Below are 18776 nucleotides of genomic sequence, written 5' to 3'. Positions count from 1 at the left end.
AATGATGAATACATTACATTATTTATATTATATAATTCGAATGTATTAAAATATAGTTTTTAATGAGTCTGTATATGATCATTACTTTTTATTTTTCAATGAGCTGTTTCAATAATATATGATTCAGAGAAATGTTTTTTACTTTTCTTTTAAATACTTGATTTAAATGGAGTAAAGTAAGCGCTAGTTTTTTTGACAATTAAGACAAATAAAGAGAGGAAGTAATCATTTTATGGACAAACTAAGACTGTTAACATTTGAAAATATAGTAGAACCTCTTTTAAACGAAAACGTATCATTTATATATTTTCCTATTGAATGGCTTGATATTGTAGAGATACATTATAAGACATTTTTATTAACGAGTAAGTTGAAACGATTAAATGAAAGATTGTATGATATGTTTTCTGATATATTATTTATTCAGCATAATCCATATGTATTAAATGAAAATACACCATGGATTGTATGTAAAGAGCCTATTAGAAAAGAACAACTTGATTATATTTTTCAAAGTTGGTATGAGATTATTCATGATTGGAAACCTAATAAATTAATAGAATCGCCAAAATATGAATGGCATTACGATTTAATTTCTAATTTAACAGTACTACATGATAAGGAAGTATATTCTAAATGGGTGCCCGCTTTAATTTCACATATTTTTTGTGAACGTCCTGTACAATTAGAAAATATAAATGAAGAAGATATATATTTTTCTCCTCTTAGATCACAAAATATTTGTGAGGCGATGTCAGAGCCTATTAAAGATGAAAAAACACAAGACTATTTCGCCTATGTATTTCGGTTCGAATATATAACGCGCGGAGGAGAGAACATTCCATTATTAAATGTTTCAATAGGAATTCGGAGATTTTATCAAGAATATAACCATCCAGACATTCCTTTGCTATTAAGACGAAAACGGGGCATGATATTAATTTCTACTCCAGAATTTGCATTGAATAATAAGAAATTACGATTTGTAAAACTAAAAGTTCAGCAGGCTACAAACGGCATCAAATGGATTAAGATATTTAGAAATTTAAAAGATGATTTTCGTATAGGTGGAGAAGTTGAATTAGATCATATTCTTCAATATCCGAAAGATTATATGCTAGGAGCAAATCTTAGAGTATTGCTTCCATACAATGAGAGAATATATAAAGTTCAAGGTACTAAAATAAAACAAGGTATAAAAGTAAAGGAAAGAGAGTATCTATTTAAAGCGTTTCAGCAAAAATTCGCTTATTTTACATTAATACCAGAATGTAAGAAACTAGAAATAAATAATGAAAACGAAATATTCCCTTTAATTGCTCCAAAAGGATTAGAGACTATAACGTTAGAAATATGGTCTGAAAAAATATCGATGGAAGTAGAGCAAGCGTTATTTGAAAGCGAAATGGTGTTAGCTCAAATCAGTGAGTCATCATATGTATTACATGCAGACTCTCCAGTATTGTTAAAAATAGTAAGATGTAATATTGAAAAAGTATTGCAAAATCCATATAAGATGCAATATTGCCAGAAGTATAAAACGGATTTAGTAGAGGATGTTATAAAAGCGGTTTATGCTACTGCAGGTAAGCGCAATGATGCGACATTGGCGTTAATTGCAATGAAAAATTGTGATGGACGTGAAAAAATTGATCCAAAGCAAATTGTTAGAGAAGGATTTGCACGAACAAACCGTATTTCAGCATTTATTAATTTATTTATAGGCCAAAGTGTATCTCGTAAAACGATTATAAATGGTATTTTTAGTTTATTAGAACAAAGAGGATTTTTAAAACGTAGTTGGAATAAGATAAATTTACCTTGTACATATGTTAATTTATCAATTGAACGAATCTCGAAATTTGATTTCTTACCCATTTTTTCACAAATAAAAGGAAAAGAAATTTCATATAAATTATATGGGAATACAGAGTGGCAAACGATTGATTATTTATTGTTAAATGTAAATAAACATAATGCCTTTTTACCGCAGCCTTCAAAAAGAAATGATATGGGCATTCAATTTAAACAATTTGTTTCTGAAACATTAACGGAAGTTTTACAACATGCAAAAGAACAAAATGAGCAAGTATACTTCATAATAGATGCGAATGTAAGAAAACATTGGATAAAAGATTTACAAAATGAAAAAATTGATATAGATACTTTCCCTGACATTGTTCCAGATGTGCTAAAGGTTCCAAACTTAAATGCTGTAAGAATAAATGCATCTTTTGATGTGCCAAAATACGGTGTGATAGAATGTGATGATGTACTGGATAGTACAAGTTTATATATAGATCAAAAAGGAATGTATTATAGCACTGGTGAGTATTCGTCTAATGGTAGTGAAACCTTACATCGATATATACTTGAAATATTCCCGCTAGGTGTAAAAGCTGTTGAAAGGAACTATATTGCCAAAATGGTACATTACATGTGCTGTAATTCAAGTATGCTTTTGAAAAAGAATATACACATGCCATATCCCATGCATATGGCGAAAGTAACAAAGAGCTATATGACGGATATAGATGCAAGAGAGTTTAAAGAGTTTGATGATGAATTGGATGTAGATATTATAAAAATAGAAAAGAAAGATTCAATTATTCGGATTTAAATAATAGTAGACAAATCCTGTTCATTATATCGGTCAGGATTTGTCATTTTTTCATGTAAATAAGGATATCTTTTGTCATGTATCTTTTCTTTTACATATTTACTTTATTTCCATACAGGATTAAGATGTTTTTTAGAAATAAAAAAACTACATCATACGGAAAAGCTATATGAATTGACTCAAAAGAAATTTGAAAGGAATGAGGAATTGTGAAGAAATTAGATGTGCTATTCATGCTATTGAGCGGCCTCTTTCCAGTTGCAGGAATTTTAAAGCAAATCCCACTAGAACAATCTTTATATATTGGAGGCCTTTTATTTTTTACTAGTTTCGGTAGTTATTTTGCGAAAAAAATATATTCACGTATATGTAGTTGGATAGCGTATGCGCCATTTATTACATTATTGTTAATCATTTGGCATCAAGATATTTCAACAAGTTCAATCATAGCGAATGCGAAAATCGCTGCTTGTATCGCTTTAATCCCATGTTTATTCCGTTTTCGTACATATGGGCTTACTTTCGGTTTATTCGCATTATGGGCCGCTTTACTATGGGATATTAAAGAAGTGCAATCGTTAGTCATACTTGAACGTATGTCGAGTTTAATGACAAGTAATTTCAAATATCTTATGCTTTTAGTTGGTGGACTTATATTAGGTGGATTAATTGCTATGTTATTACACCGTAAAGAAGAGGATTATAAAGAAAATATAACTTTATTTCAACAAAAAAAGAAACGTAAAAAGCAATCATTTCAGATTCCGATCCCAAGATTACCGAAATTTAAGTTAAAATTATTTAAGTTTGGTGGCAAAGTATCGAAACAAAAAACGCCTGAAGAAATACGTGAGCATAATTACGAAGAACCAACTGCAGTTGCAACATATGAAATGGCAGAGCAAATACCTCAATATAAAGAAGAGACTGCTCAAGGACAAACGAGGATGGAACGTCGTAGAAATCGGTATAATGCATAATAAAGTTTAAAAGCCCCTTAATGATTAATCAATTTTAAGAAAAATCATTAAGGGGTTTTATGTTATTAAAAATAGATTGCTAAGGTGAAATTTATAGCATACTCTAAAGTTGAGGGCTTAAATAAAATAATAGGAGGACAAAATGTTTATTATTACATATATTTCTGTCTGTATATTATTTTTAGTTAGCTTTTTACATGTTTATTGGGCTTTTGGAGGTAAGTGGGCGACAAATAGTGTCATTCCAACAAAAGCTGGAGAAAAGGCATTTACACCAGGTACAGGGATGACTTTGTTCATTGCGTTATTACTAAGTATGGCCGCAATAATTTTATTACAACAAACAAATATTATTCCTTTCGCATTTCCTAATATTATTGTTCAAATGGGATCCTGGGTTTGTATGGTTGTTTTTTTTTAAGAGTAATAGGTGAATTTCATTATTTTGGTATCTTCAAACGAAAAAAAGATACGCGTTTTGCTAGAATGGATACTGTTTTATTTATACCACTTTGTGCATTTCTATCTTTATCATTTTTACTAGCAATTATAATGTGAATAAAAAATAGTATCAGCTTTTTTCATATTAAATATAAACGTAAATTGGCAAGTGTAAAAGTGTAAAATCTAGTATTAAATAAAAAGGATGTAAGCGCCTTTTTATCGAATTATAGATTATTATGAAAGGCGGGTGCACGATGAAGTATGTAAAAGTCAGTATGAATGGCGGAAGTGAACATAAATTCTCGATGACTTTAGAACGGTTTGAAGAACTTATTACAACAGAGAATGGACTATTAGAAAATAAATTAGTTAGTATTGAAAATGTAATGATTAATCCTACTAATATATCTTCTGTAGTTGAAAAAATTGGTGTACCGGCTAAGTTTATGGAAGCTTAAAAATCGGTACATAAAAAAACATCCACGGGGGATGTTTTTTTATGTATAAATATGTTAATTGTACAAGGAATTTATGAGGAGAATTTATAGTGATACTTCGTACATGCACAAAAAATAAGTACAAGCATATATTAGATAGTGGGACAAGACCTTCGTGTCCTACTTAATACTCAGAAAAACCTCTATCACATGAGAGCATCTGATTGCAGGGTGCTCTTTTTTTATCCCACTTTATCCGGATCTTTAACTTTTAATTTTAAACATATCTTTGATGCTCATAAATATTAAAAATAAAATAATAGCAAAAATTAAGTTAGATAAATAGAAATCTTGATGAAATATTAATTCAAAGATGACATCAAAAGCAAATAAAAAGGCGATAGTAGGTAATATACAAATAAATATAAATCTCCAATTTTTTAGATAATGTTTATAATTAGGAAATACTTTCTCCATAAACATAGCTCCTATATTTTTATTTTCTATATAATTATACATTTAAATAAAAAGATTTACAAAAGGTTATTTAGCAATCTTTCTAATACATGATTTGACTAAAAAACTTTTAAAGATTAACACTTAAATGATACACTATAATCTACGTTATTTTTGAAATGAATAGAGGGGTTTACATGATAGATAAAATTAAAAATGCTGTAGAGGATATGCACGAAGATGAAGCAAAACACTTACTTCAAAGTATTCTAATCCAATTAAATTTATTAAAAGAAAACTATAGTGAAGATACTATTAAAAATTTGATGGATATTCCTAAGCAACTAACGAGTAATACATCTTATAAAAGAAATGTAAAAGAAGTCTCACACGTACATATTGCATTTGATGATTCAACAGCTGGATGTTTAAAGCATATGCTTGGTCAAGAAGAACGATTGGAAGAGATGGTTGTTGCTTTTTCTGAATTCTTTTCAATTGGGCCGATAAATAAGTTACATATGAATGAAGGGCAACTAGCAAGACAGGAATGGTTAGTAAACAACTTAAATGCTTATGAAAATTATTTTGAAGAAGAGTATTTACCAAGGTTTTTAGAAACTATGAAAGAACTATACGCTATTCCTAGTGAAACGCCTATTACAATTTGGAAAGCCGATAACGCACATGAACATGTAGGTCTATGTTTTGTAATGGCGCAATTAAAAGATAAGAAAAATATTCGCGTTATGAATACATCTGAAGCAAGTAAAGAAATATTAAAACTAGAGTATGTTATTCGTGGAACAGGAGAGTTACCACCTGAAAGTTTAGCTCTAATTCAAAAAAGTTTTGTAAAATTGCCGTATTTAACTGTAGAGAATCGTCTGCAGTTTGAACATGAGTGGGATAGTCTCTCGAAAAGTACGGGATTTTTAAGAGTTTGGACAGACAATGAAGTGCGTTCTGTACAAGAAAATTATTTTGATCAATTTATTATTGAATGTGCGAAAAGTATAGGTGCTGATCAAGAATTCCTAAAAGCTCCTAGAGTAATTGGTGAAGCACTTGGTCTTGTAGAGCAATCAGTTGGCGATACGTTTTTAGAATATCGCTTAAAGGAATTAATTAAACAAGAAGTATTTGAATTTGAAGGTTCATTAGATGAAATGCGTTTCTATAGTGTGAAATTAAGAAAATAATACATCTATTCCGTTTATGAAGAAGCTCGTATTTTTAAAATACGAGCTTTATTTTTGGTTGAATTTAGGCTATACATAAGCTTCCCATAGAGGACATATCACATATGAATGATAAAGGTAATGAAAAGAAGGTGATTTGTTAATATGTATAACCAACAAAATTATCCATATGATCAAGCGATGTATTATAATCCACAAAGCTACGGGTATGAATCTACAAATGAAGTGAGAGATATGGAACAAGAAGATTATAGACCAGATGATGCGGAAGATGCTCCAACGTCACCACCTCCGTCACAAGCGCCGTCGTTACCGTCTACATTTGCTTCTCCTGCACAACCAGGTAATATGAAATCATGGATGTGTAACTGTTTAGGAAGGTGGGGCTATTTACGTTTACATCGTCCTGGACCTTTCGGAAGAGACTTATGGTTCTTTCCGACTGAAGTGAGAAGAAACGGAGTATCAGGTTACACGTGGCAAGGTGGTCGTCGTCGTAAAGTAAGTTATCGCTATCAACAAATTAGTAATTTTATGTGCTTCGCATAAAGAGAAGTGAGGGAGTGAAACGATTTTACTTTCTCACTTTTTTATTTTTCAATATACGAAGTAAGGTTTTGATTAAAAAGTTACAATTTTCACGTTTTTATTAGCGTATAATGCATATGTTGGTTGTTTTTTTAAAACAAATGAGAGTGAGGGAATACAATGTCAATGAAAAATAAAGTTAGGCTAAGAATAGAGGATGGCATTAATTTAGCTTCAGCGCAGTTTAAAGAAGATGCATATGAAATTTATAAAGAATCCCGAAAAATGCAACCTATCTTATTTGTGAATAAAACAGAATTAGGTGCAGAGTGGCTTATAACAAGATATGAAGATGCTTTGCCGCTTTTAAAAGACAATCGCTTAAAAAAAGATCCTGCCAATGTATTTTCTCAAGAAACATTAAATGTGTTTCTTACTGTTGACAATAGTGATCATTTAACGACGCACATGTTAAATTCAGATCCACCTAACCACAATCGTCTGCGATCACTTGTGCAAAAAGTTTTCACACCGAAGATGATTGCACAACTGGGAGGAAGAATTCAGGATATTGCAGATGATTTATTGAACGAAGTTGAGCGAAAAGGTTCATTAAACCTTGTGGATGATTATTCATTTCCTTTACCAATCATTGTAATAAGTGAAATGCTCGGCATTCCAAAAGAAGATCAAGCGAAATTTAGAATTTGGTCGCATGCTGTCATTGCTTATCCAGAAACGCCAGAAGAAATAAAAGAAACTGAAAAGCAACTATCTGAGTTTATTACATACCTTCAATATTTAGTTGATATGAAACGAAAAGAACCGAAAGAGGACTTGGTTAGTGCTTTAATACTTGCAGAAAGTGAAGGACATAAACTTAACGCTCGGGAACTATATTCAATGATAATGTTACTAATTGTTGCAGGGCATGAGACAACGGTAAATTTAATAACAAATACGGTATTAGCACTTCTTGAAAATCCGGATCAATTACAGTTATTAAAAGAAAATCCAAAGTTAATTGATGCAGCAATTGAGGAAGGATTACGATATTATTCTCCGGTTGAGGTTACAACTTCAAGATGGGCAGATGAACCTTTTCAAATTCACGATCAAACAATTGAAAAAGGAGATATGGTTGTCATTGCCTTAGCTTCTGCAAACCGCGATGAAACCGTATTTGAGAATCCAGAAGTATTCGATATTACTCGCGAGAACAATCGTCATATTGCCTTTGGTCATGGTAGCCATTTCTGCCTAGGTGCTCCACTTGCTAGGTTGGAAGCAAAAATTGCTATTACTACGTTATTCAATCGGATGCCTAAACTACAAATAAAAGGGAATCGAGAAGAAATCAAATGGCAAGGTAATTATTTAATGCGTTCTTTAGAGGAATTACCATTAACATTCTAGAATATTTATTGTAAGACATGCATACATAGAAAATGATTTACATAGAGTATGTATGTGTAATTTAAATTCGAAACGGAAGGGTGAAAACATCCCAATGATCAACTAATTCTATTTGTAAGAGATCTTCGTTAAAAAACGAAATATTCTTCTGAATAGGATTAGTCTGTACATTTATAGAAAAGGGATGTATTTCGCTCTGCGAAAAATATAGTCTTTTCATATGATTTGTGCTGCCTCCTGTTCAGAACATGAAATAGGAGGCCTTTTTATGTCGATAAATGTAGAAATGAAACAAAATAATGGGGTATCACAAGTATTGAAGAATAGATTTGTACAGGGAATTTTAGCTTCAGCGTTATTTTTACAAATTGGAATATGGGTTCGGAACTTTGCGGTATTACTTTACGTAATGGAAATGACAAAAGGTGATGCTTTTGCTATTTCGATGATTTCAGTGGCGGAGTTTGCTCCAATTTTCATCTTTTCCTTTATTGGTGGAACGTTTGCTGATAGGTGGAAGCCGAAAAAGACAATGATATGGTGTGAAACGTTAAGTTCTATTTCAGTATTTGCTGTATTAATTACTCTAATGTTTGGAACGTGGAAAATCGTATTTTTTGTAACGCTTATTTCTGCAATCCTTTCGCAGTTTTCTCAACCATCTGGAATGAAATTATTTAAACAACATTTATCGGCAGAACAAATTCAATTAGCAATGTCTATTTATCAAACAATATTTGCGATATTTATGGTGTTAGGACCGATTCTTGGAACATTTATTTTTCATAGTTTTGGAATTTATATTTCAATCATTATTACAGGTATCGCTTTTTTACTTGCAGCAGTTGTGTTGTTATTTCTTCCGAAAGATCTTGAGAATGATAATGAGAAAAAAGAAATCACTTTATTACAGGAAATGCTTGATGGTATTAAATATGTGAAAAAGAAAAAAGCATTAACTTTGCTAGGGCTTTGTTTTATGGCAGCAGGACTAGGTATAGGTTTAATTCAGCCATTAGGCATATTTATCGTAACTGAGCAGTTAGGGCTGTCAAAAGAGAGTTTACAATGGTTATTAACAGTAAATGGTGCAGGAATGATTGTTGGCGGTGCTTTAGCGATGGTATTTGCAAAAAACGTTGCGCCGCAAAAAATGTTAATTATCGGTATGCTCGGTCAGGCCATTGGCATTGGTATTATAGGTTATTCGACAAATTTATGGGTAACACTTACAGCACAACTTTTTAGTGGGTTAGCTCTTCCATGTATCCAAATAGGTATTAATACGCTCATTATTCAAAATAGTGATACAGATTTTATTGGTCGTGTAAATGGCATTTTAAGTCCACTATTCACCGGTTCAATGGTAGTAACGATGAGTATTGCTGGCTCATTAAAGGAGATGTTTTCATTAAGTATGATGTATGAAGGAACGGCTTTCCTATTTATAATTGGATTATTGTTTATTTTACCTATATACAATTTAAAGCCAACGATAGCAATAGAAAGTGAAATAAGTGGTAAAGGAAGTGCTATACAAAATGAATCCTAATCCCAATGTTAAGTACCCTATTGAAGGAAATGAAAATGTCCAATTTATAAAAAATACAATAACAAAAGCTAATATACTCGTTGGAGACTATTCATATTATGATGCGAAAGATGGAGAAACATTTGAAGATCGAGTATTACATCATTATGAATTTCTTGGAGATCGCCTTATTATTGGAAAGTTTTGTTGTATTGCAAGTGGAGTTACCTTTATTATGAACGGAGCGAATCATCGGATGGATGGATTTTCGGCATATCCATTTAATATATTTGGAAATGGGTGGGAGAAGCATACACCTAGTTTGTCTGATCTACCTTACAAAGGGGATACAGTCATAGGTAATGATGTTTGGATTGGTATGGATGCAACAATTATGCCCGGAATCAAAATAGGAGATGGTGCAATCATTGCAGCTAAATCTGTTGTGACTAGAGACGTTGCACCATATACAATTGTTGGTGGAAACCCCGCGAATAAAATAAAGGAACGATTTACAAATACAATAATAGAGGAATTACTGCAAATTCAATGGTGGCATTTTGATATTGAAAAAATAACTGAAAATATAGATGCCATTGTACAAGGGCATATAGAGCCATTAAGAAAGCTAAAAATGGAATAAAAAATGCATAACAAAGAGTATCATACCTCCGAATTTTGTTAATGATAATAGAACGAGGAGGTGTGATACTATGGCACAAGACGTTTTATGTGAAGTAAACAATTGTAAATTTTGGGCTAACGGCAATAAATGTAGCGCAGACGCAATTTATGTAGTAAGTCATAAAGGAAAACAAGCATCGACTACAGAAGAAACAGATTGCAAAACTTTCGATCCGGAAGTATAAATTTTTGAAGGGTAGCCAAATCGTGGTTGCCCTTTTATTAATTATAGTATTGATAATAAATCTCATTTTCATTCATTGTTTTTAACTTTTCTTTTATTTTTTCATATTTTCTTCATAAGTGATGTAATCCAGAGCAATTCATGTTCGATACGTGATTTACTAAATTCAATGACTTCTGTAATAAAAGATGAGTTAGCATCTAGAGATTGAATAGCAGTAAGTTGTTTATGTAGTATGTCTTGGCGTATTGTTAAAATTTCTTTTCTAGCTTCATAATCAAGTTTTTCAAATAGCGCGATACGAACAAGAAATTCTATATTGTTTGTCGCAAGTTTTTCGGGAAACTCGCGCAACATTTCAGAAAAGATTTCTTCTCCTGTTTTAGTTATGTCATATATATTTCGGTTTGGTTTACCGACTTGTGTATGTACCTTTTTCGTTATAGCCCCCATATTCTCAAAACGTCGAAGAGAAGGATAAAGCATATTATGATTTAATTCAAAATTCTCTCCTAACCGATTTTGGATATTTTTCTTAATTTCATAGCCATATTTTGGCCCTGACGTCAATTCTGCCAGCAATAAAATATCAACATACATAAAAATCCCCCTTATTTATTTCTCAAGTTCTCCTAGGAAAAATCCCCTTTAGTATATGTTAAAATAACATATGTTAGATTATACAACTTTGAATTACCGACCTATCACTTTTATTGTAAAAGAAAAGGGAGGAAAGGACTATGGCTTCGCCTGAAAATGTGATTTTAGTTCATGAAATTTCAAAGCTGAAAACGAAAGAGGAATTGTGGAATCCGTATGAGTGGTATCAATTTATGAGGGATAATCACCCCGTACATTATGATGAAGAGCAAGATGTTTGGAATGTATTTTTGTATGAGGACGTAAATCGTGTTTTATCAGACTATCGCCTGTTTTCAAGTAGAAGGGAGCGAAGACAATTCTCAATCCCTCCTTTAGAAACTCGAATCAATATTAATTCTACTGATCCACCAGAACATCGCAATGTACGTTCTATCGTTTCTAAAGCATTTACTCCAAGAAGTTTAGAACAATGGAAACCTCGAATACAGGCTATCGCAGATGAACTTGTAAAAGATATTGAAAAGTTTAGTGAAGTTGATATCGTTGAACAGTTTGCTGCCTCTTTACCTGTTACCGTCATATCCGATTTATTAGGAGTGCCAACAACTGACCGTAAAAAAATTAAAGCATGGTCTGATATTTTATTTATGCCGTATAGTAAAGAAAAGTTTAATGATCTGGATGTAGAAAAGGGGATAGCACTAAATGAATTTAAAGCATATCTTCTACCAATCGTTCAGGAAAAGAGATACCATTTAACGGATGATATTATCTCAGATTTAATACGAGCTGAATATGAAGGCGAAAGATTAACTGATGAAGAAATTGTTACTTTTTCATTGGGTTTATTAGCGGCTGGCAATGAAACAACTACAAATTTAATTATTAATAGTTTTTACTGTTTCTTAGTGGATTCACCAGGAACATATAAAGAATTAAGAGAAGAACCTACATTAATTTCAAAAGCAATTGAGGAAGTATTACGCTATCGTTTTCCCATTACATTAGCTAGGAGAATTACAGAGGATACAAATATATTTGGCCCTTTAATGAAAAAGGATCAAATGGTGGTTGCGTGGGTAAGTGCAGCAAATTTAGATGAGAAAAAGTTCTCGCAAGCCTCTAAATTTAATATACACCGAATAGGAAATGAAAAGTATTTAACATTTGGTAAAGGTCCTCACTTTTGCTTAGGGGCACCACTTGCACGTTTAGAAGCTGAGATTGCATTAACTACCTTTATAAATGCTTTTGAAAAGATAGCATTATCTCCATCGTTCAATTTAGAACAATGTATATTGGAAAATGAACAAACTTTGAAATTCTTACCTATCTGCTTAAAAACTCAATAAACTGTTCAGCAAGGTACTACTGTACCTTGTTTTTTATTTCTCAATTGTAAAATTTTAGTGGGTTATTTAGTATGGAAGTGTGTGAATAAGAGTAGAGGAGGATGCTTATGTTAACATGTAATGGAAGTAAGACGTTCCAAACATTTATTAAAGCTGTAACGGATTTAGTAAATAGCAATTTATTAGAAGATCAAATTGTTTGTAGGATTGAAAAATTATTAGAAAAACTTTTAGAAAAGAAAACATGGCTTCCGTTAGAAAAACAGAAGGCGAATTCAGCTCAATATGCACGACACTTGCTATATGAAGATCCTTTAAATCGCTTTGAAGTATTAGCTCTTGTATGGAAAGATGGACAATCGACTCCTTTACATGATCATGATGGCACATGGGGAGTAGAAGGCGTATTTACAGGAAGAATAATGGTGCAGAACTTTATACAAACGAAGCAGCTTGAAAATTCACTTGTTTATTTAACTCATACAGGAAATCTTTATTTGGGAGAAGGAGAAACAGATAAAGTCATTCCACCAGCTGATTGTCATATTCTTGAAATAGCAGAAAATGAAAGCGTTGTCACTATTCATGTTTACGGAAAACGTTTAGAAAAGTTTAAAATATATGTCCCGACTGAAGAAAAGAATGTGTACATGTGTGAGACGAAATATATTAGTTATAGTTCATAGTTTAAAATCAGAAGCTTTTCTTTAAAAAGAAAAGCTTCTGATTTTATTTTTAATTATTTCTTGACCTGAAACGCTTTTCATAAATTATAAATAAGGAGTACTTCACGAAATCAGTATGAAAACGATACCTTTCGTTTAATATAAATTCGTGTATATATAGAAAGTGGTGAAGAAATAATGAAATTAATCGCAATTGATTTAGATGGAACCCTTCTTTCGGGGAATAAAATGATTAGTAAAGAGAATGCAGAAGCGATTCGAAAATGCCAGGAAGCGGGCCATGTTGTAGCAATTTGTACAGGACGTTCTATAGTTGACATTGAACGATTGTTGCTAGAAGTGAATTTAGAGTGTCCAATTATCGCTGAAAATGGTGCGCTTATATATAAAGATAAAAAAATGATGAAACGATATCCAATTCAAAATATGCAAGCACTTGAGATTGTGAACTATCTTGAAGAGAATGGTTTATATTATCAGCTTTATACTGACAAAGGTGTGTACGTACCAGATTATGGAGTAGAGAGTGTACGTAATGAAATCGATTATGTGAAAAATTCAAATGAAAATATCGATTTGAAAAAGTTGGAAACGATCGCAGCATTATACCTTGAACATACAGCGTTTCTTAGTGCAGAAAGTTGTAAACCAATTGTAGAAACTGATATACACGTGCATAAGCTTTTACCATTTTCTTATGACATGGAAAAATTAAAAAAGTTAAAAGAAACGTTTCTGCATAATACGGATTTAGCAATTACATCTTCATATTGGCATAATTTAGAGATTAATCACCGAGATGCTCAAAAAGGAAATGGATTATATACTTTAGCAGAACATCTAAATATTCCAGTTGAAAATACTGTAGCGATAGGTGATGGGCTGAACGATGTATCTATGATGGAAAAAGCAAATATATCAATTGCAATGGGAAATGCAGTTGAAGAAATAAAAGCGATGTGTCAATACGAAACATTGACTAATGAAGAACACGGTGTCGCACATGCTTTATATAAATATGTAATGTAATATAAAAAGAAAAAAAGAATCTAAATAGATTCTTTTTTTCTTTTTATTAGGGGTAAGGTATTCTATGAGGTTCATAGAAGCCTTATTACATTTTATTATATAGAATATATTGGAATAAATGTTTATATTTTTCATGCTAATTGTGAAAATTTTATGAACTTTATATTTAATGTATTTTTATACTGCTACTAGTGCGTATGAACCCATGTCAAAACTTAACGAATGAAAGGACGTTAAGGAGAGTTTTTGCAACAAAGAAGATCATGATTGAATCGAATAATAGTCAATCGGAGATGAATAAAACTTACTAATTAGAGTTTTAAATTGGACGGATATTCTTTTCTGATTTTAATTGAAAAATAAAATTTATTCGAATAATTATTCTTCAGCTATATACCTATAGGCACATTCTTCGTATAATGGAGAAGTATGAATTTTAAATTTGTATGAATTTTACATATTGAGGTGAAAAAGGAATGAATGCGCGGCTAATGGAACTTATTGATGTGAGTACAATAGAAACCATGGCAGAACAATTTTATCAATTAACCAACATATCACATCAACTTCTTGATGCTGAAAAAGAATGTATATTTTCATTTGGAATAAATGAAAAGAAAATATGTAAACTTCCCAAAATTGAAATCCCCATTTTTTTATACAATCAATATTTAGGATCTTTTGTTGTATGGTCTCAGAAAAGCGAAATTTTCAATTGCCAAAAATACTTTGAAATGCTTTCAAATCTAATTATAGATGGAGTAATGAAATGCTTTCAAAGTAAAAATACAACGTTACTTACTCGAAAAGAGGAGGAACTACATACAATTTTACAAAACATGCCTGTTATGGTTGATGCGCTTGATTATAATGGAGACTTTGTTTTGTGGAATCGCGAATGTGAAATTGTAACAGGATATACTGCGGAAGAGGTAATTGGAAATCCAAATGCACTTCGATTACTGTATCCTGATCATAATTATCGTCATGAGATACAAAAGAAATTTTTGACTCGTGGAAAGAATTTTAGAGATTGGGAAATGCGCTTAACATGTAAAAATGGTGAAATTAAAACGATAATGTGGTCCAATATATCAGAACAGTTTCCTGTAAGTGGATTTAGCTATTGGGCTGTTGGTGTAGATATTACACATTTAAAAGCAATAGAAGAGAAATTAAAACAACAAACGTCTGAATTGGAATTAATTTTTCAAGCTTTACCAGATTTATGTTTCTTAACAGAAGATGATGGAACAATTATTGATTATAAAGCAGGATCCCCCACAAAATTTTACGTACCCGCAGAAGCTTTTATGGGAAAAAAGTTTTACGAAGTATTACCATCTACAGTAGCACAAAAATTTCAAGAAGCAATTTGTCAAGTGAAAGAAAAAGGAACAAATGCAATTATTGAATATCCACTTACAATTAATGGAAGTATCGATTTCTTTGAAGCTAGATGTTTACCTTTATTGCATGATAAAATTATGATTATTGTACGGGATATTACAGAGCGAAAAAAGACAGAAGAATTGCTAAATAAATCAGATACACTTGCAGCAATCGGTCAATTAGCAGCTGGTGTAGCTCACGAAGTTAGGAATCCATTAACAGTCATTAAAGGGTTTATACAGTTATTCCAAATTAATAAAGAAGATCAAGAAAAATATTTTGATCTAATGCTTTCTGAAATTGAAAGAATAGAAGCGATTCTTCAAGAGTTTTTGTCGATTGCTAAAACAGACGAAATAAGTACCGAAAAGAAAAATATTTATCAAATATTTAAAAATGTCGTCTCATTAATAAATACAAAAGCAATTATGACAAATATTCAAGTTGAATTATATACAGATTCCAAAGATATAATCATTGAATGCTCAGAAAATCAACTGAAACAAGTATTTATTAACATTTTGCAAAATTCGATCGAAGCTATGCCAGATGGCGGAAGAATTTCAATTCACATAAAAGAAATAGGTAAAGATGGTATCATTATTAGTATAATTGATAAAGGAATAGGAATACCCGAAGAAAGAATTAAAAGATTAGGTGAACCGTTCTATAGTACGAAAGAAAAAGGTACCGGTATTGGATTGATGTTAAGTTATAAAATTATTGAAAGTCATCAAGGGAATATAAGTATTATGAGTGAGGTTGGTGTCGGGACAACAGTAACGATTTACTTGCCAAAAATTCAGAGTAAAAAGCCTTTATCAAATTATGATGATAGATTAGAATCAATACGTTCAATTATTAACTCTTAAATTATTAAATACCCAATAACGAAAAGTTAAGCTTTTTGTTATTGGGTATTTTTGTATTTAATTTAGAAAACTTTACCTTTTCTTTAGATTTGCTTTAATTTCTATTAAGTTTTTATCAATATATTAGTATTTGTGCAAGGTAATGTATAGAAAATGTGCATTACTTTTAATATATAGATTCAATTATTAATAGAAATACAGTAAGGAGGAGATTATGACAAGGTGAAAAAACAAGAGAAAAAAAGTGGTAGAGCAGTAACAATGCGTTTAAATATTCTATTTTTTTGTGTATTTATATTATTTTCTGCCATGATCATACAATTAGGTAAAGTACAAATTATCGATGGTGAGACGTATAAAAATGAAGTAGAGAAAAGAGAAAATGCAACCGTAAGCCTTTCTGTCCCGCGTGGAAAAATATTTGATCGAGAAGGGAATCCAGTAGTTGATAATAAATCTTTACGTACAATTACATATACAAAGATGAAAGGTGTAAAATCAGAAGAAATATTAAAAACAGCAAGACAACTTGCAGACATAATTGAAATACCACAAGAGGATATAGATAAACTAACTAAGACGGATAAGAAAGATTTTTGGATGCAATTAAACCCGACACTAACCGAAAAATTAGTATCTAAAAAAGAAATAAATAAGTTCAGAGATAAAGATATTACCGGGAAAAATTTAGATAAAAAAATTGAAGAGTTAAAAAGAAAACGAGTTACGGATAAAAATCTTCAGGATTTAACTGATAAAGATATAAAAGTGTTAGCTATTAAAAGTAAGATGACTTCTGGTTATCAAATGGCTCCTCAAATTATTAAAAAAGACGTTAGTGAAAAGGAATTTACTATAATTAGTGAAAGTTTGGCGAATCTCCCAGGTGTAGACGTGTCGGTTGATTGGGAGAGAGTGTATGTGAATGATGGATTATTCCGATCCGTTCTTGGAAATGTTTCTAATTCCGATGAAGGATTACCAAGTGAACGATTAGATTATTACTTGGTACGTGATTATAGCCGAAATGATAGGGTTGGAAAAAGTTATATCGAGCAGCAATATGAAGATGTACTTCATGGTACAAAAAAAGAAGTAAGAAGCGTTGCAGATAAACAAGGTACTACAATTAGAACGGAAACAATTTCTGAGGGAAAGAGCGGTAAGAACTTAACCTTAACAATAGATATGGAATTACAGAAAAAGGTAGAAGAAAGTATAGAAAAAATATTAAAGGCATATAAAGGATCAGAATCCATGTTGGACCGTGCTTTCGTTGTAATGATGAATCCGAAAAACGGACAAGTATTATCAATGGCTGGCAAAAGACTTATAGAAAAAGACGGGAAAACAGAAATTGAAGACTATGCATTAGGTACAATGACTAGTTCATATGAGCTGGGATCAACAGTTAAAGGTGCCACAGTTTTAACTGGATTTGAAACGAAAGCTATAACACCAGGTACTTATTTTTATGATGCACCTATGAAGTTTAAAGGTACTAGGGAGAAGAAGTCTTGGAAAGAGTTTGGAAATATTGATGATTTAAGAGCGTTACAAGTCTCTTCAAACGTTTATATGTTCCATACAGCATTAAAAATTGCAGGTGTGGATTATGTGAGAAATAGTTCATTAAATATTAAACAGGAATACTTTGATAAAATGAGGTACTATTTTAGACAATTCGGATTAGGTGTTCCAACGGGTATTGATTTACCGAATGAGACAGCTGGACAAATAGGTAAAAAAGATAATCAACCTGGTTTCTTATTAGATTACTCAATTGGCCAGTATGACACGTATACACCACTTCAGCTTGTACAGTATATTTCAACAATTGCAAACGGCGGATATCGAATGAAGCCACAAATTGTTCAAGAAATAAGAGAGCAAACTTCGCAAAAAGATGAGATTGGTAAAGTTGTGCATGCAGTAGAACCAATGGTTTTAAATAAAATAGATATGAAAGAGGAATATATAAATCAAGTAAAAGAAGGGTTTAGAAGGGTATTCCAAGAAGGGGATGGAACAGGAGTAAGGGCGTTCCAAAAAGCATCTTATAAACCAGCAGGTAAAACAGGAACAGCACAGACAGTTTACGGTGGAGAAAGTGATATTGGAAGAAATGAAAAGGGCGAGAGAAGAGAATGTTATAACTTAACGTTAGCAGGGTATGCGCCATATGATAATCCAGAAGTAGCATTCTCTGTAGTTGTGCCGTGGGTTATGAATGATAAATCTGGTATTAACTCTGATATTGGAAAAGAAGTTTTAGATGCTTATTTTGAATTGAAAAATAAGAGATTGAATGGAGAAACTTTACAAATAGATAGCTCTCAAGAAGGTTAAAACATATGAAA

16 protein-coding genes and 1 pseudogene are annotated in these 18776 nt (G+C 31.6%); 15 read left to right on the top strand and 2 right to left on the bottom strand.

The genetic code is table 11. The annotated features are described in order from the left end of the window. Positions 1-232 precede the first annotated feature (232 nt). From MR147_RS07030 to MR147_RS07015, 4 genes and pseudogenes are all read left to right on the top strand, one after another. Positions 233-2620: an RNaseH domain-containing protein gene (locus MR147_RS07030; protein WP_242303866.1), complete on the top strand. Its 2388-nt coding sequence runs from the start codon at positions 233-235 to the stop codon at positions 2618-2620. Between the two features lie 209 nt (positions 2621-2829). Next, complete coding sequence (locus MR147_RS07025; protein ID WP_242303865.1) at positions 2830-3600, top strand: DUF3959 family protein; 771 nt, start codon at positions 2830-2832, stop codon at positions 3598-3600. A 142-nt stretch (positions 3601-3742) separates the two neighbouring features. After that, positions 3743-4158 (top strand): annotated as a pseudogene (locus tag MR147_RS07020) (DUF3995 domain-containing protein). A 140-nt stretch (positions 4159-4298) separates the two neighbouring features. Beyond that, positions 4299-4502 carry a hypothetical protein gene (locus MR147_RS07015; protein ID WP_000878375.1) on the top strand — a complete coding sequence of 68 codons (204 nt, stop codon included), beginning with the start codon at positions 4299-4301 and terminating at the stop codon, positions 4500-4502. Between the two features lie 243 nt (positions 4503-4745). On the opposite strand, the gene MR147_RS07010 is transcribed toward MR147_RS07015, so the two are convergent. Then, a complete protein-coding gene (locus tag MR147_RS07010; RefSeq protein WP_000416564.1) occupies positions 4746-4958 on the bottom strand; it encodes a hypothetical protein in 213 nt (70 codons plus the stop codon). Positions 4959-5134: 176 nt separating this feature from the next. Between MR147_RS07010 and MR147_RS07005 the strand changes: the two genes are divergently transcribed. The 6 genes from MR147_RS07005 to MR147_RS06980 all read left to right on the top strand — a co-directional run bounded on the left by MR147_RS07005 (position 5135) and on the right by MR147_RS06980 (position 10483). Beyond that, positions 5135-6139, top strand: coding sequence for a DUF1835 domain-containing protein (locus tag MR147_RS07005; protein ID WP_242303864.1), 1005 nt, complete (start codon positions 5135-5137; stop codon positions 6137-6139). A gap of 144 nt (positions 6140-6283) precedes the next feature. After that, entirely contained in the window at positions 6284-6688 is a 405-nt protein-coding gene (locus MR147_RS07000) for a hypothetical protein (RefSeq protein WP_242303863.1), read from the top strand. Between the two features lie 159 nt (positions 6689-6847). Continuing rightward, positions 6848-8083, top strand: a complete 1236-nt coding sequence (gene cypA, locus MR147_RS06995) for a cytochrome P450 (RefSeq protein WP_242303862.1) — start codon at positions 6848-6850, stop codon at positions 8081-8083. 268 nt (positions 8084-8351) lie between these two features. Next, positions 8352-9635, top strand: a complete 1284-nt coding sequence (locus MR147_RS06990; protein ID WP_242303861.1) for an MFS transporter — start codon at positions 8352-8354, stop codon at positions 9633-9635. After that, the gene (locus MR147_RS06985; RefSeq protein WP_074610343.1) at positions 9625-10257 is read left to right on the top strand and encodes a Vat family streptogramin A O-acetyltransferase; all 633 of its coding nucleotides are present in this window, start codon (positions 9625-9627) and stop codon (positions 10255-10257) included. Before MR147_RS06990 ends, MR147_RS06985 begins: the two co-directional genes overlap by 11 nt. Positions 10258-10327: 70 nt before the next feature. After that, the gene (locus MR147_RS06980; protein ID WP_000046091.1) at positions 10328-10483 is read left to right on the top strand and encodes a DUF1540 domain-containing protein; all 156 of its coding nucleotides are present in this window, start codon (positions 10328-10330) and stop codon (positions 10481-10483) included. A 101-nt stretch (positions 10484-10584) separates the two neighbouring features. Here MR147_RS06980 and MR147_RS06975 read toward each other — a convergent pair whose 3' ends face one another. Next, entirely contained in the window at positions 10585-11082 is a 498-nt protein-coding gene (locus MR147_RS06975; RefSeq protein ID WP_074610341.1) for a PadR family transcriptional regulator, read from the bottom strand. A gap of 140 nt (positions 11083-11222) precedes the next feature. On the opposite strand from MR147_RS06975, the gene MR147_RS06970 reads away from it, so the two are divergent. From MR147_RS06970 to MR147_RS06950, 5 genes are all read left to right on the top strand, one after another. Then, positions 11223-12437 carry a cytochrome P450 gene (locus tag MR147_RS06970; RefSeq protein WP_242303860.1) on the top strand — a complete coding sequence of 405 codons (1215 nt, stop codon included), beginning with the start codon at positions 11223-11225 and terminating at the stop codon, positions 12435-12437. 107 nt (positions 12438-12544) lie between these two features. After that, a complete protein-coding gene (locus MR147_RS06965) occupies positions 12545-13123 on the top strand; it encodes a cysteine dioxygenase family protein (RefSeq protein WP_074610336.1) in 579 nt (192 codons plus the stop codon). Between the two features lie 177 nt (positions 13124-13300). Continuing rightward, on the top strand, positions 13301-14152 hold the full coding sequence (locus MR147_RS06960) for a Cof-type HAD-IIB family hydrolase (RefSeq protein WP_242303859.1): 852 nt from the start codon (positions 13301-13303) through the stop codon (positions 14150-14152). A gap of 476 nt (positions 14153-14628) precedes the next feature. Beyond that, positions 14629-16416, top strand: a complete 1788-nt coding sequence (locus MR147_RS06955; protein WP_074610851.1) for a PAS domain-containing sensor histidine kinase — start codon at positions 14629-14631, stop codon at positions 16414-16416. A 222-nt stretch (positions 16417-16638) separates the two neighbouring features. Beyond that, positions 16639-18765 carry a peptidoglycan D,D-transpeptidase FtsI family protein gene (locus MR147_RS06950; protein ID WP_242303858.1) on the top strand — a complete coding sequence of 709 codons (2127 nt, stop codon included), beginning with the start codon at positions 16639-16641 and terminating at the stop codon, positions 18763-18765. Positions 18766-18776 lie beyond the last annotated feature (11 nt).

The sequence above is a fragment of the Bacillus cereus group sp. BfR-BA-01350 genome (genome assembly GCF_022663775.1).
In the GTDB taxonomy this organism is placed as follows: domain Bacteria; phylum Bacillota; class Bacilli; order Bacillales; family Bacillaceae_G; genus Bacillus_A; species Bacillus_A paranthracis.
Note: the sequence above shows the minus strand (reverse complement) of the source record. Positions and strands in the feature narration are given on the sequence as shown.

What these genes read in the sequence shown, in the direction of transcription:
- MR147_RS07030 (WP_242303866.1), top strand. Translation starts at nt 233, where the DNA reads ATGGACAAACTAAGACTGTTAACATTTGAAAATATAGTAGAACCTCTT.
- MR147_RS07015 (WP_000878375.1), top strand. Translation starts at nt 4,299, where the DNA reads ATGAAGTATGTAAAAGTCAGTATGAATGGCGGAAGTGAACATAAATTC.
- MR147_RS07010 (WP_000416564.1), bottom strand. Translation starts at nt 4,958, where the DNA reads ATGGAGAAAGTATTTCCTAATTATAAACATTATCTAAAAAATTGGAGA.
- MR147_RS07005 (WP_242303864.1), top strand. Translation starts at nt 5,135, where the DNA reads ATGATAGATAAAATTAAAAATGCTGTAGAGGATATGCACGAAGATGAA.
- MR147_RS07000 (WP_242303863.1), top strand. Translation starts at nt 6,284, where the DNA reads ATGTATAACCAACAAAATTATCCATATGATCAAGCGATGTATTATAAT.
- cypA (WP_242303862.1), top strand. Translation starts at nt 6,848, where the DNA reads ATGTCAATGAAAAATAAAGTTAGGCTAAGAATAGAGGATGGCATTAAT.
- MR147_RS06990 (WP_242303861.1), top strand. Translation starts at nt 8,352, where the DNA reads ATGTCGATAAATGTAGAAATGAAACAAAATAATGGGGTATCACAAGTA.
- MR147_RS06985 (WP_074610343.1), top strand. Translation starts at nt 9,625, where the DNA reads ATGAATCCTAATCCCAATGTTAAGTACCCTATTGAAGGAAATGAAAAT.
- MR147_RS06980 (WP_000046091.1), top strand. Translation starts at nt 10,328, where the DNA reads ATGGCACAAGACGTTTTATGTGAAGTAAACAATTGTAAATTTTGGGCT.
- MR147_RS06975 (WP_074610341.1), bottom strand. Translation starts at nt 11,082, where the DNA reads ATGTATGTTGATATTTTATTGCTGGCAGAATTGACGTCAGGGCCAAAA.
- MR147_RS06970 (WP_242303860.1), top strand. Translation starts at nt 11,223, where the DNA reads ATGGCTTCGCCTGAAAATGTGATTTTAGTTCATGAAATTTCAAAGCTG.
- MR147_RS06965 (WP_074610336.1), top strand. Translation starts at nt 12,545, where the DNA reads ATGTTAACATGTAATGGAAGTAAGACGTTCCAAACATTTATTAAAGCT.
- MR147_RS06960 (WP_242303859.1), top strand. Translation starts at nt 13,301, where the DNA reads ATGAAATTAATCGCAATTGATTTAGATGGAACCCTTCTTTCGGGGAAT.
- MR147_RS06955 (WP_074610851.1), top strand. Translation starts at nt 14,629, where the DNA reads ATGAATGCGCGGCTAATGGAACTTATTGATGTGAGTACAATAGAAACC.